Genomic DNA, 13006 nt, shown 5'->3' with positions numbered 1-13006 from the left:
CCCGTTTTAGTTCCACGCACTTTTTGAGATTTCCGGATTTTCAGCCATCAGCCGGTATTCTTCCGGCGTCAGGTTGTTCAGGGATTCATGGGGACGTTCACTGTTGTATTCATTCAGCCAGCGATCCGTTATTTCCCGTACTTCATTCAGTGTTCTGAACAGATAAAAATCCAGTATTTCTGTCCGGTACGTCCGGTTAAACCGCTCGATGAAGGCATTCTGTGTTGGCTTTCCCGGTTTGATAAATTCCAGCATCACACCATGTTCTTCTGCCCATTGTGCCAGCGTCAACGAGACCAGCTCGGGGCCATTATCCATCAGCATCTTCAGCGGATAACCACGGTTTGCCACGATCCTGTCCAGCACTCTCACGACCCGCTGAGCCGGGATGTTCAGGTCAATTTCTATCGCCAGCGCTTCCCGGTTAAAATCATCCACCACATTGAAGGTCCGGAAGCGCCTGCCGCACACCAGCGCATCGTGCATAAAATCGATGGACCAGCTCTGGTAAAGAGACTCTGGTGTCGCCAGCGGAGCCGGATTACGCACCGGCAGGCGTTGTTTTCCCTTACGGCGAAAATTCAGTTTCAGCAGGCAGTAAATCCGGTGAACTCTTTTGTGGTTCCAGCTGTTCCCCTGCCTGCGTAGCACCTGAAAAAGCTTTTTAAATCCGTATCGCGGATAGCGCTCAGCCGCCACGGTCAGCGCCATAATCACCGGCTCATCACGTCGCGTATCCGGCTGATAACGAAATACCGTCCTGCTCAGCGACAACGTCCTGCATGCCTGGCGTATGCTCATCGTAAACTGCGTGGTCAGATAGTCGGCGAGCTCACGTTTTATCGCTGGTTTTAAAGCTTTTTTTCGATGACGTCTTTCAGCGCCCGGCATTCCAGACTCAGATCGGCAAACATCTGCTTCAGACGACGATTCTCGTCCTCAAGATCTTTCATCTTTTTGATATCAGAGGCTTCCATACCGCCGAACTTTGCTTTCCAGTTGTAGTACGAGGCCTCAGAGATCCCTGCCTCGCGGCAGACGTCTTTAACGGTGCGTCCGGCTTCGACGGACTTCAGAACGGCGATGATCTGGTGTTCGGTGAATCGTGCTTTACGCATGGCGATCTCCTCCGGGGACATAATCAGTATGCCGGAAGATCTTTAAAAGTGAATGGTGCGGATTACAGGGATACTTACACTCCGTTCAGGGGAGTGTTTATCATGCCGGAATTCTGTTTCTGGATGGAGCAGGATTTCGGGTCAGGGTCAGATAGCGTATTTGTTGCAAATCTCCCGGGTAAAAACCCCGCCTTTGGCCTCGCGGAGGATACTGATGATCTTTTCGTCGGTAAAACGTTTCTTCATTTGAATGTCGTCACATTGCTGATGAAGACATTACTAACATCGCGGTGTATTAATCAATAGGTGAGAAGGTCAGCTTAATTGTGATAGCGACAATATAGCGTCCCTTTCTTGTAGAGGGCAGTTATCTGTTATAAACTTAGTTTTATCTAATACGTTAGATGCCAAGAAAAAAAGTAAGATAAGACAATGATACTTGTTATTTTTCACCCAAAGAGACGGGAGTTCGGCGACGGTGTTCATTCCAAATAATATAAAAATAATAGTGGAAGATGATAATGGAGAAACGCGTTTTTCTCAGGGTTATTCCGATTATCTTTCAAATCCTTCATCCGATATAAACATGTCACTTTATGGGTCAACTCTATTAGATGTTTTGGTAGAGGAGTCTTTAATAAATGAAAATTTGCAACTAAAGCATATTTTCACAGGAAATCCTCATGCTGACGCAACCAGACTAGTTGGCAGTATTGCTGAGGCATTGGTAGTTAAGACATGTAATAATAACACTGAAGTAAATAGAACACTGGGAAAAATAGCTCGTGGAGGAACAAGAAACAGTTCCACACTAGATAATTTTGTTGCTGTAGCAACTGGCTCACAGAACACAAAGAACTTGTATCCAAACTATTACAATCCATGTGATACTCAAAGAGATATTATATGGGTTAAAAAAGACGAAACACAAAATCAATTACTATGCTTATCACCAGCGCAGACATCAAACTCAGCAAAACCAGCAGGAATACAGGTTAAAGCTAGTCATGATGGGATTAATTACGTAGTAAACTCAATTACTGACTATCATTACCCCGTTTTGTACTTTGACTTAAACAATGACTTCGAAGCCGTAAAACAAGCTATACAACGCACACATCAATATGCAACCCTCATACATCCGAGCGATTTACAGCATGAGTTGAAGCATGTGTTGAAAGGTTTTTTTTACATTGTAGTGGATATTATTAATGGCAGTGTTCCAATCCGTAGGATAATAGATCACTGCAAGTACAACGGACTCACAGAAGTTTTATCAGGAATTGATGCATCAGATGTAAAAGGTGGAAGCAACTTAATACTCCCACCATCAGTTAATAGTAGAAGATAAGCTTGAATTTAAAATACTTGCAAAGCTTTTTTCATCTCTATCACTTATAAAGCTTTGCAATAAAACCCAGTCTACCCATGCTGACACAAGAGGTTTGAGGGCTAACCGAACGAAAATGTGCATTAAGAGATAAATAACCATTATAAAAAAGGCTTTGTTGAACAAATCGAACTTTTGGACGCACTCAGGATCAGATCGGCACATTCCTGATCCTGTAGCGGTATCTAGTGGGAAAAACAAGTTCAAAATGTCTAACTGGAATGCCTGCAACAAAGCACTTGTCAATCGGGACTATTGACAGTCTGGTTGGCTGAACTACCTTAAAATATTTGCCAAGTAATAATAATTTTCAAATCACAGTTACTTGATAAACATTAGCATTTACCGCTTCTATATTGTACTATACACTTTAACTCATCCGTTAGACTTTATGTATCCACCTAGAATTAAGATGGAAGAACACCTTTTCCCCCAGGAATTCCGCTCTTGATTTTTTGCATATATTCATTCATACAAAACACTATTCCATATCCAGTTTCATCTGCTGTCCCATTTGCGCAATATATACTAAACATTTTCAAAATAGTTGGTGTTTTATTGCTTAAAAGTGTCGGCAATGTAATTAGAGTTTGTCCCATAAAAATAATAGGCCGAACCACTTTATCTGCAAAAATATCATCCCATTCTTGTTGTGGACGATTTAAATTTGCTTGCTCAGCTAAATTATCTAACTGAGCTTTGAGTGCTACAATACCTTCACTCAGATTATTGTAATTCCCGTTCCACAGAGCATCGTGGTCCAATGCACTCTTAGCATTGATAACAACCATTCCTCTATCTGCAGAGCATTTAGGATCATCTATCTGTAAAGCACCTTCACGAATACGTTCAAAAATTGTCTGTCCTTGAATTGTAGAAATTGTCTTAATTGCTAACGCCCATCTTTGGGAGGTTTCCTCACTATTATCTTTTTTTAAAGTAAACATAACATCAGGATTGTCGCCTTTCGCATTTGTTGGTGAATCAAGTTGTACATCTGTCCCAACATGTACAGCTAGACATCCAATGTAAAGCTCTGCTATTTTTCTAGCTGTATCATCGGAAGGTCCACTAGCTACATTTTGTCCTAGTGAGGCGTAATCATATTTTTGTTCTCCAATAAGCCGAAGATGTGGTAAGAAAGTAGGAAAATCCTGTAACGGTTCAACCGTTAATACTTTTGCACCTAGATCATAAAGGCCAGCAGCACTGCGCAGGATATCAAGTTTACATTCTTCATCTTTAATTAAAATTGGGTTTTCCCAAATTTCAATCAACGCAGTTAGTGAAAGAAGTTCATTTTCCAATTTAGAGCTAACACCCGGATTAATTCCATGTTTCCGCAACATTTCAAGAAAACGGTCTCCAATATTATTTGCGAGACTAAACGGCACAATACTCATAAAGAATAATCCTTTTTGTAAATGCTATTATTGTTAAATAATTAATACGAACATAGAAATGTCAAGGTTCAAAGTGTATCCACTATATCAAACGTATCTCAATGAGACTAAAAGGTAATTTGTGTGACCCGCATAAAGATGAAAAAACGGCGGCCATCCATAAAACGCTGGACGAGTGCAGTGCAAAACATCCGGTCTTTTAGAAGATTGGGGTTGCTAGCGGCTACGCCGACGCTAGCAATTGGCCGCTGACTATCTACTAAATGTCGGCCATAACCAATCACACGCGATAAATCACGGACGAATAAATCCGTAGTCAGTCCAAAGATGGAATCTTCACTGACATCCCAAGGATTGAATTAATTTCTGCTTTGAAGTCGAATCCAAGCCAGTTTTGAACTGGCTCGCCAAATTCGTCGTGCTTCGCACCAAAGAGGCTCATTCGTCCCCCCTCCAGTATTCCAAATTGCAAGGTGCCACCTACTGTGTCATGTTTCCTAGCCCGCATTCTTGCTTCAAGTGCGACTCGTGGCTCCCTGCCTTTATGGTTGTCACTAGGACAGGCTAACAACCGATCAATGTCAGCACGGAGGCTATCTGTATCGTCTCCAATAACGGCCACCTCTCCACCCAGGAGATCGACCCGCTCAGCAATCTGGGAAAACTCCCCAATTGAATTGAATTTTGGATGAATCCAGTAACAATCGAGAGGAAGACTATTGAGCTTGTCATCCGGCGGTAAACCGAATATGACGAACTCGCAGAAAGGCGCTCTATTGCTGGCATACCCAACGCTCGCATCACGCGTATAACGTTCAGATAAGTACCGAATCAGGTCAGCAACAGCGGCAAGGCCAGGGGTAAAAATTCTACGATCTTTTTCAGTCTGGGGATGAAGGTTAGGGAGCATCATTGCTGCTGCCGAATAGGTCATAAGCGCAGGGGTTACCGCGCCAGCATATACAATACCGACGTCGTAACAAATAACCGGGCCGCCTACAATAGAGCCAGGGAGAGTACCCCAAGCACCTACTTGTAACCGCAGGACCTTCATCGCTTGATCCGTGACTCTGCTTATGGATGTGTGCCCAGCAGAAGTGGTTTGCGCCGTAAGCAAAGAATCTGCAACTGCCCATACTTTCGATGAATCATGGTCGAACCAGACCACTGCATTTGTCATCTTGACTTTTCCTATCAGGTAGGCTTGCCGAGCCTTCCCATTTTGTTGGCTCTATGAGCTGATTCGTAAGTTGAAAAGCTAAAAGCTGAGACGCCAAGCCTTGCAGTGCCATCTGGCTTCAAAGTTCTACATAAGTGGGCCAGTCGATGGTTTCTTAATCCTACCCAGTTGGGAAAGGAAATCCAACTGCTCTCGCTACCTGTTATCTAGATTTTACCCCGATTTATGGCATTACCTGAATTTAAGTAGAGAAGCCTGCGCCCTGATACGCGGTGTCTACGAAATTCCAGGGCGCGGCTATGGCGACAACCCCACCGCACAGATACACACAGTATCCAATCTTGACTGGCGCTGACGAGTGCCACGGTCCGGAACGGTCAAACGCGCCCTCGTACGCCACCTGGTCAAAATCGTACGTGCCGATGTTGACCCGGTCCGTAACCCGTTTGGCCTAGTGCTCAACTGCTTCGACAGTGCCCCGAAACGTATCACAGCCCCCACACCTGAGCCACCGAGTCGTGGCGGTTTGGTTACACAGGGAGAAATCCCATGAAGCATCACCCTCTCCGTCTCATCTGGCTGGAGTTGTTGACCCTGATGGTGACTCCCGTTGCCCATGCCGTGGAGATACTGCGCTGGGAGCGACTTGAATCGCCACGGATAATATTCATAGCCAGCTTGTTGAGGACAACTATTGCACCAATCCACCAAGATTAGCCACAATATTACTGCGTTGCTACTTTCTCTAAAGGTGGTCATTCTGGTGGTCTTGACAGAGAGGGAATTCAGGTTTATCTTATTTATTAAACAGTTACTGGCAAAGGCGATCCCAGTCAGAGGAGCCAGAATTAGAAAAGCCCGCTCAGGGAAACCTGAGCGGGCTTTTTGCTTTTATGTTTTCGGTCACTACGGCATGACATCCCCGTCTGAATGGCTTACACCTCAAACCCGTAGTGCGAGCCGTCCGGCAGTTCCACCACCAGCCGCAGCTTACCCCCTGCCGCATCGATATAGCGCTTGAGCGTGGAGAGCTTCAGGTCGCGGCCCGGCTTCTCCATGCCCGCCACGGTAGGCTGTGTAATGCCCAGCGCCTTTGCCATTTCGACCTGTGTTTTCTGCACTTTCTCGCGCAGCTCGGCAAGGTGAATGTTGAGCAGGATATCCGTCGCCATCGCCTGTGCGTCGGCAACGACTTCCGGTTTTTCATCCGCAATAAGCTGTTCAAGCGTTCTGCCCATCTGGTTACTCCTCATCTTTAAAGCTATTCAGCCAGTGTGTGAATTCCCGATCGGCAACCGGAAGCATCTCCTGATAAAAACGCTTTTCATTGCCCACCTTATTTCCGGCACAAAGCACAATCGCCGTTCGGTTTGGGTCAAAAGCAAAGAAAGCCCTTATCGGATCGCCGCGGCTCTGAATACGCAGCTCTTTCATGTTGATATAAACAGAGCCTTTTAGCGTATCCGCATATGGCCTGGACAACCCCGGCCCTTTTTCGCGCAACACCATTAATGCTGCCAGTACGCAGGCGCGATCGCTCTCATTAAGCAAGGTAAACCAGCGATCGAACCTCTCCGTCGTTTTAATCATCCACACGAGATCTCCTTATTAATATAGGTTAAATACTATATAGGTGTAAAGCGATAATCGAGTGTGATGCAGGGGGATTTCAGATGCCTGTGCTTTTAGTGCAAAGTGAGAGAAGCGTTCAGCCGGGTCAGTGATGAATCCACACAACCTTCATCGTTTTGCGAGCTGTACCGGATTGGTTATGGGGTGAGATGATGTGAGGCGTTGTTATCAATAAGAAAGCCCGCTCAGGCTTCCCTGAGCGGGCTTTCACTTTGTTTGCATCGCTTCCCTGCCAATGCAGAGTGACGCTTTTAGCGCGTGATTACGGCAGCGCGATACGGGCAATCTCGTCAGTGCCTTTGGTGGAGGAATCTTTGTTGAATTCCGCCTTAAGCGTGACATAGAGCGTGTTGTTGTCCGGGCCAATCAGCAGGCTGTTTGGGTTCTTGTCAAACGACCAGCTGTTTTTCACCGCGTAGGTGGTGGCATCCAGTTGCAGCACTTTCTTCGATTCGCGCTGGCTGATGTAAAGCTCATTGCGTTTAGCGTTGAACTTGATGCCCATCGCATCGCCTTCGATACGCTTGATCACTTTGCCGGTGCGCTCATCAAAGATCAGCGTGGTTTTGCCTTTGGAGTCGTCAGTAACAAACAGGCGACCGGTAGCAGGATCTTCCGCCATGTTCAGGAACAGATACTCTTTGCCATCGCCTGCGGTCCAGCGCTTCTCGATTTTATGGCTGCGTGGATTGATCACCAGAATTTCACCCGAGCCGTTAGCCGCATAAATGCGCTCAGTCAGCGGGGAATAGATGATACCGGTGACCCATTTCCCGGCGTTTTTAATCTCGGTTTTCAGCTTAAAGGTTCGGGTATCCACGACGGAGATATAGCCCGGTTCGGCTACGCGACCGACATAAAGCTCGTTGCCGTGCCACAGGACTTCACGCGCACCCGCCGGATAGCCCTCTTTACTGATCTTGCCCGGGAACACCAGACGCTGCAGCACTTTGCCACTCTGGGCGTCCACTTTGGAGATCGCGCCATCCAGTGAGTTGGTGGTGTAGAACACCTGACCGTTTTCATCGATAGCGGTACCGAAGTTTTTCATGTCGGTATGCGTTTCGCCTTTGGTCGTCAGCGTGGCCGGATCGAGACGATAGATCATGCCGCCGTTCACATCCTTAAACGCCTGCGCGCTGGCGACAAACAACGCTTTTGACGCAGGGGAGTAAGCCATTTCGTACAGACCATCACCCAGAGCGCGTTGTGTCACTGCGGTATTAACCGGTTTTGGGGCTTCAGCGGCAGGCGCATCGGCTTTTTTAGCTGGTGCCTGACACGCTGTCAGGCTAAAGGCAGCGGCAACTGCCATGGCAACAGCGGCTTTGCGCGGGCTTAACGATTTCATGCTGAACTCCGTCAGGGAATAAAGAATGAGAATCATACGCATTAACAGCCAGTAATCAAATGACGATGCTGCTATCCATGCCTGTCCGGTCATTTAACCCGCATTAAACCGCTTAACTGCCCCGTGAAATTCCACCTGAATGCCCCTTTTCTGCTTTCAAATCTGATAAACACCAGCAACTAAAAGGCTTTAAATTTTCCTATCACATTGAATTATAAATAATAAACATAAAGTTACACTTTCGATTGAATCCTTTGAAGAATATATAAAGCAAATGATTATCATTGGCGTTCTCATAACTGGCTGAGCGTCTTTTTCCAGAAGATGAGTGGATAAAAAATAACAACCAAAGACACAACGGTTTAACTCAATACCAATTTTTAATGGAAAATTTTATGGCTCGTAGTGGCAGGGAATCAGGTTTCAGAAACAGCTTTAGCGTCTCATTACTGACACTGGCGATACACACCCTCTTCCACCCCGCCCTGGCGGCGGAGGAGACATCGCAGGATATGGTGGTCAGCGCCACGCCTGACGAAACCAGTGACAGCGGTAAGCAGAATTACGCGGTGCAGACCACCCGCGCGGGCACCAAATTAATGCTGACACCGCGAGATGTGCCTCAGTCACTCAGCGTGGTGACGCAGCAGCGAATGCAGGATCAGGATCTGCAATCGGTTAATGATGTGCTGACCAACGCCACCGGTATCTCCACCAATCTTATCGACAGTGAACGCTCCGAGTACTATTCACGCGGCTTGAAAGTCAGCAACTTCACTTTCGATGGCATTCCGACCTCGGTTAACGATACATGGAATTACGGCGACGCGGCGTCCGACACGGCAATCTATGACCGTATTGAAATCGTGCGCGGTGCGACCGGCCTGATGACCGGAGCGGGCAGCCCTTCGGCCTCGATCAATATGGTGCGTAAACATGCTGACAGCAAAACCGCGACCGGCACGCTGAGTGCCAGCTATGGCAGCTGGAACAAGCAGCGCTACGTGGCGGATCTCTCTGCCCCGCTTAACAGCGATGGCAGCCTGCGCGGCCGTGTGGTGACCGGTTATACCGATCAGGAGAGCTGGCTGGATCGCTATCAAAAAACCAAAAAATTCATCTATGGCGTGATTGATGCGGACCTTACCGAGAAGACGACGCTGTCACTGGGCTACGACTATGAAGATGACAACACCGGCAATCCAACCTGGGGCGGCCTGCCGATGTTTTACAGTAACAACGCCACGACACATTACGACCGCAGCATGAATTCATCAGCTAACTGGGCGCGTTACAACACTAACTCGCGCAAAGTTTTTGCGGATATCGACCATAACTTCGATAACGGCTGGAATATTCATATTAATGGCACGCACGCCGAGAATACCTTCAGCGATAAGCTGCTCTATGTGATGGGCAATCCCGATCAGGAGAGCGGTGAAGGCACTACCGGTTATGGCAGTATGGATCGCGGCAAGCGTAAAATGGATTCAATCGATGGCTTTGCCAGCGGCCCGTTTGAACTGCTGGGTCGTCAGCACCTGTTGATGGCCGGAGCAAGCTACAGCCGCCAGCATAATGCCGCTTACAGTCAGGATGGATTCAGCGATGCGGAGGCGGGTGAAATCACTGCCGCCGATATGGGGATTTTCAATAATAGCTGGAGCGGTAACGTTGCGGAGCCGGAGTGGCAGGGCTGGTATCTCAACGCTGATGACACTGTTCGTCAGAAATCGGTCTATAGCGCTGCACGTCTGTCGCTGGCCGATCCGCTGTCGCTGATTATTGGCGCTCGCTATACCCAGTGGAGCACCCATGGCAGCAGCGGAGAGATGACTAAAAATAACACCACGCCTTATGCAGGGCTGGTGTATGACATTAATGACACCTGGTCCGCCTATGGCAGCTACACCGCCATTTTCCTGCCGCAGACTTATCGCGATACTCACGGTAGTTACCTCTCACCGGTGACAGGTAAAAGTTACGAGACCGGTCTGAAATCGGCCTGGAACGATGGCCTGCTGACCGCCAGCGTAGCAATTTTCCGCATCGAGCAGGATAACGTTGGACAGGCAATTGATGGTGTTTATCTGAGCGGCAATGAGCAGGCCTATGACGCCGCCAAAGGTGCAGTGAGTAAAGGTGCCGAGTTCGAGCTGAATGGCGCGCTGACCGATAATCTGCAGCTGACCTTTGGCGCAACCCGCTATGTGGCACGCGATAAAAGTGGCCGGTTCAACAGCTATCAGCCGCAAACCTCATTCAAACTTTTCACCCGTTATCAGTTAGCCGCGATCCCCGAGCTCACCGTTGGTGGCGGAATTAACTGGCAGAACCGGGTGTTTAAAGATGTGACCAATGCCAGCGGCGACAGCGTACGGGTATATCAGGGCAGCTACCCGCTGGCCTCGTTGTTTGCCCGCTATCAGGTGAATAAGCAGGTTGCCGTACAGGCCAACGTCGATAATCTCTTCGACCGTGAATATTACAGCTATATGAACAGCTACGTTTACGGTGAGCCACGTAACCTGAATGTCAGCGTTTCTTATCAGTTCTGATAATGGTGAGCTGAGAGGCCAGACAGCCCGCGATTGCGGGCTGTCTGAGGGCTGATTTAACGGGCAGGATGCGTGTCAGGGCTGTCCTTCCATATTCCAGCGCGCTGATCCCATCACATCGAAAACATGCTGGTCGGTGAAAGCCGGAAATCTGGCGCGTTTTGCCGCCACTTTGAGCGCGTTGCAATAATCTTTATCGCCCCCTTTGATAATAAAATTATCCAGGGTGCCATCAATTTTGAAATCCAGATGGGCATTACAGCGTTTCCCCTTCCAGGCGTGCGGCTCTGATAGTGCAGCATCCAGCGCTTTTTTTATGCCAGATGCCTGCTGACCATAGATATCGTTGTCCCCGACTTTTCCTGAACGGTTATAGCTGCAGGTTTCGAGTGCGCTTTTTTTAATGCATTCGTGTGGAGTGAGAGGCGCACAACCGGCTAACAGGGCACAGCAGAAAATGGGAATGATCTTTTTCATGGATAAGTCCTTTTAGGTGAAAAGGGAACGGCGTCCTGCTCCCTGGTTATTCTGATATCAGGCTAAGCTAAACCCCTGCAAAGTGAATCAACACAGGGTTATTTTCCCGTTTTTTTTCGCCAGAAGAGAGAGAAAGCAATCGCTGTTAATACGCCAATCAGGGGCATCGTGGCCGCGCCCGCCAGAAAGTTGTGCTGGTCGATGCGTTTGTCCCTGCGGATATCCGCGAAGCGTGCGAGTGCCTGTTTTTCATCTGAGGCACGAACTTCCTCGAACTGTTTTTTATAACCCTGCTCTGTCAGATCGAAAGCTCGTGTTACGTCCGATCTTTCAAGTGCAACAGTGTATTTGCCTTTGGTATAGAACCTGTATTCTGACATTCAGCGATCTCACATCCCGGGGATAGATTTGCACTATATCGGGTATGAATGGGTTTGCAGAACGCTTTTGGAAAATAGTGCGGCACAATACAGGCTCCAGCCTCCCTGCTGAGTTAACCGCATCTCCTTTTCCAGCAAACTGCATGCAGTATTGCGGTAATATTTCCCGTGATGACCGTGGCTGTTAACTCTCTTCGGTTATCACTTTAAGCCCCAGATTCTCCCGCAGCGTAGCAAACTCATACTCATCGCGAAACAGTCCGCGACGACGCAGTTCCGGGATCACCAGCTCCACAAACAGATCCAGCTGTTCCGGCATAATGGCTGGCATGATGTTAAAGCCGTCCGCCCCGCCCTGCTCCAGCCACTGCTGGAAGTCGTCGGCGATATCTTCAGCGGTACCGACAATCACGCGGTGTCCGCGTGAACCGGCGGCGACGGCGGCCAGCTCACGCAGCGTCAGATTCTCGCGCTTTGCCATATCGGTCATCAGCTTAACGCGGCTCTGATTACCTTCGCCCAGCGGAACCTCCGGTACCGGGCCATCCAGTGGATATTGGCTGAGATCCATACTGAACCGCAGTGAGAGCTGACGAAGCCCGTTCTCAATATCCACCAGCGTATTCAGCTTTTTCCACAGCGCCTTCGCCTCCTCACGCGTGCGGCCAATAATCGGCATGACACCGGGCATGATCACGACATGATCCGGGTTACGCCCGGCGGCAATGACCTGCTCCTTTTGAGTGCGATAGAACGCTTGCGCTTCCTCCAGACTGGCGGAGGCGGTAAAGATCACTTCCGCTGTCTCAGCCGCCAGCTTCTGACCATCAGCAGAAGAACCTGCTTCGATAATCACCGGACGTCCCTGTGGCGAACGCGTGATGTTCAGGGGGCCTTGTACCTGAAAATGCTCGCCCTGATGGTTGATCGGTTTGATCTTCTCATCAACAAAATAGTCCCCGGTCGCTTTGTCGGGCTGTACTGCCCCCGCTTCCCAACCCCGCCACAATTTGTCTGCCACCTCAAGGAACTCCCGCGCACGGGCATAGCGGGAAGCGTGGTCGGGCATATCGCTGCGGCTGAAGTTACGTGCAACGTCAGTGGAAAACGAGGTCACGACGTTCCACGCGGCCCGGCCACGGCTGATGTGATCCAGTGACGAGAAACTGCGCGCCAGCGTAAAGGGATCGCTGAAGGTGGTAGAGGCGGTTGCGGCCAGGCCAATACGTCTGGTGTGGACCGCCAGCGCCGCCAGCATCGTCAGCGGTTCAAGGCGTGCCATGGTCGACGGCAGACGATACATGCTGGTTGCCAGTGCATCACCCACAAAGAACAGGTCGAACTTACCCGCTTCGGCTTTTTTAGCCAGCGTGATCAGCCAGTCGATGTCAGTGGGATCGCCCAGCTGTTCCGTCAGACGCCAGCCGCTCACGTGCTGACCCACCGGTTGAACAAACAGGCCGAGCCGCAGGCGACGTGATGGAGTGAAATGATTCATGAACGATTCCTGGTCTGTA

The 13006-nt window shown here is 48.9% G+C and carries 12 protein-coding genes and 1 pseudogene; 4 read left to right on the top strand and 9 right to left on the bottom strand.

Annotation, left to right across the window (positions count from 1 at the left end; all coding sequences use genetic code 11):
* Positions 1-6: 6 nt before the first annotated feature.
* Positions 7-1118 (bottom strand): IS3 family transposase gene (locus ACXKZD_RS07040; RefSeq protein WP_443484751.1). Its coding sequence is split into 2 segments (ribosomal slippage): positions 7-857 and positions 857-1118, totalling 1113 coding nucleotides; the frame shifts between segments, so codons are not numbered across the junction.
* Positions 1119-1596: 478 nt separating this feature from the next.
* On the opposite strand from ACXKZD_RS07040, the gene ACXKZD_RS07035 reads away from it, so the two are divergent.
* Positions 1597-2469, top strand: a complete 873-nt coding sequence (locus tag ACXKZD_RS07035; RefSeq protein ID WP_264352651.1) for a hypothetical protein — start codon at positions 1597-1599, stop codon at positions 2467-2469.
* A gap of 446 nt (positions 2470-2915) precedes the next feature.
* Here the strand turns inward: ACXKZD_RS07035 and ACXKZD_RS07030 are convergent, their stop codons facing one another.
* Positions 2916-3911 carry a hypothetical protein gene (locus ACXKZD_RS07030; protein WP_264352650.1) on the bottom strand — a complete coding sequence of 332 codons (996 nt, stop codon included), beginning with the start codon at positions 3909-3911 and terminating at the stop codon, positions 2916-2918.
* A 125-nt stretch (positions 3912-4036) separates the two neighbouring features.
* On the opposite strand from ACXKZD_RS07030, the pseudogene ACXKZD_RS07025 reads away from it, so the two are divergent.
* Positions 4037-4111 (top strand): annotated as a pseudogene (locus ACXKZD_RS07025) (hypothetical protein); the annotation flags it as partial.
* Positions 4112-4227: 116 nt separating this feature from the next.
* On the opposite strand, the gene ACXKZD_RS07020 reads toward ACXKZD_RS07025, so the two are convergent.
* Positions 4228-5091 carry a hypothetical protein gene (locus ACXKZD_RS07020; RefSeq protein WP_264352649.1) on the bottom strand — a complete coding sequence of 288 codons (864 nt, stop codon included), beginning with the start codon at positions 5089-5091 and terminating at the stop codon, positions 4228-4230.
* 358 nt (positions 5092-5449) lie between these two features.
* Here ACXKZD_RS07020 and ACXKZD_RS07015 point away from each other — a divergent pair, with 358 nt between their 5' ends.
* On the top strand, positions 5450-5644 hold the full coding sequence (locus tag ACXKZD_RS07015; RefSeq protein WP_264352648.1) for a TIGR03746 family integrating conjugative element protein: 195 nt from the start codon (positions 5450-5452) through the stop codon (positions 5642-5644).
* Between the two features lie 382 nt (positions 5645-6026).
* Here the strand turns inward: ACXKZD_RS07015 and ACXKZD_RS07010 are convergent, their stop codons facing one another.
* The 3 genes from ACXKZD_RS07010 to ACXKZD_RS07000 form a co-directional block, all read right to left on the bottom strand.
* Positions 6027-6329 carry a helix-turn-helix domain-containing protein gene (locus tag ACXKZD_RS07010; RefSeq protein WP_010247918.1) on the bottom strand — a complete coding sequence of 101 codons (303 nt, stop codon included), beginning with the start codon at positions 6327-6329 and terminating at the stop codon, positions 6027-6029.
* Positions 6330-6333: 4 nt separating this feature from the next.
* Positions 6334-6687, bottom strand: a complete 354-nt coding sequence (locus ACXKZD_RS07005; protein WP_010670918.1) for a type II toxin-antitoxin system RelE/ParE family toxin — start codon at positions 6685-6687, stop codon at positions 6334-6336.
* A gap of 298 nt (positions 6688-6985) precedes the next feature.
* A complete protein-coding gene (locus ACXKZD_RS07000; protein ID WP_029519393.1) occupies positions 6986-8074 on the bottom strand; it encodes a YncE family protein in 1089 nt (362 codons plus the stop codon).
* A 395-nt stretch (positions 8075-8469) separates the two neighbouring features.
* On the opposite strand from ACXKZD_RS07000, the gene fhuE reads away from it, so the two are divergent.
* Positions 8470-10632: a ferric-rhodotorulic acid/ferric-coprogen receptor FhuE gene (fhuE, locus tag ACXKZD_RS06995; RefSeq protein WP_488981962.1), complete on the top strand. Its 2163-nt coding sequence runs from the start codon at positions 8470-8472 to the stop codon at positions 10630-10632.
* A 75-nt stretch (positions 10633-10707) separates the two neighbouring features.
* Here the strand turns inward: fhuE and ACXKZD_RS06990 are convergent, their stop codons facing one another.
* The 3 genes from ACXKZD_RS06990 to ACXKZD_RS06980 form a co-directional block, all read right to left on the bottom strand.
* Positions 10708-11109, bottom strand: coding sequence for a cell envelope integrity TolA C-terminal domain-containing protein (locus ACXKZD_RS06990; protein ID WP_010247930.1), 402 nt, complete (start codon positions 11107-11109; stop codon positions 10708-10710).
* Positions 11110-11207: 98 nt separating this feature from the next.
* Complete coding sequence (locus ACXKZD_RS06985; protein WP_010247933.1) at positions 11208-11489, bottom strand: hypothetical protein; 282 nt, start codon at positions 11487-11489, stop codon at positions 11208-11210.
* Between the two features lie 184 nt (positions 11490-11673).
* Positions 11674-12987 carry an LLM class flavin-dependent oxidoreductase gene (locus ACXKZD_RS06980; RefSeq protein ID WP_033788362.1) on the bottom strand — a complete coding sequence of 438 codons (1314 nt, stop codon included), beginning with the start codon at positions 12985-12987 and terminating at the stop codon, positions 11674-11676.
* Positions 12988-13006: the final 19 nt, after the last annotated feature.

Source organism: Pantoea sp. ABR1s (assembly GCF_057812235.1).
This window is presented reverse-complemented; position numbering and strand designations above follow the sequence as displayed.

Coding starts and splice junctions, on each gene's coding strand:
- ACXKZD_RS07030 (WP_264352650.1), bottom strand. CDS start 3,911: ATGAGTATTGTGCCGTTTAGTCTCGCAAATAATATTGGAGACCGTTTT.
- ACXKZD_RS07020 (WP_264352649.1), bottom strand. CDS start 5,091: ATGACAAATGCAGTGGTCTGGTTCGACCATGATTCATCGAAAGTATGG.
- ACXKZD_RS07010 (WP_010247918.1), bottom strand. CDS start 6,329: ATGGGCAGAACGCTTGAACAGCTTATTGCGGATGAAAAACCGGAAGTC.
- ACXKZD_RS07000 (WP_029519393.1), bottom strand. CDS start 8,074: ATGAAATCGTTAAGCCCGCGCAAAGCCGCTGTTGCCATGGCAGTTGCC.
- fhuE (WP_488981962.1), top strand. CDS start 8,470: ATGGCTCGTAGTGGCAGGGAATCAGGTTTCAGAAACAGCTTTAGCGTC.
- ACXKZD_RS06990 (WP_010247930.1), bottom strand. CDS start 11,109: ATGAAAAAGATCATTCCCATTTTCTGCTGTGCCCTGTTAGCCGGTTGT.
- ACXKZD_RS06985 (WP_010247933.1), bottom strand. CDS start 11,489: ATGTCAGAATACAGGTTCTATACCAAAGGCAAATACACTGTTGCACTT.
- ACXKZD_RS06980 (WP_033788362.1), bottom strand. CDS start 12,987: ATGAATCATTTCACTCCATCACGTCGCCTGCGGCTCGGCCTGTTTGTT.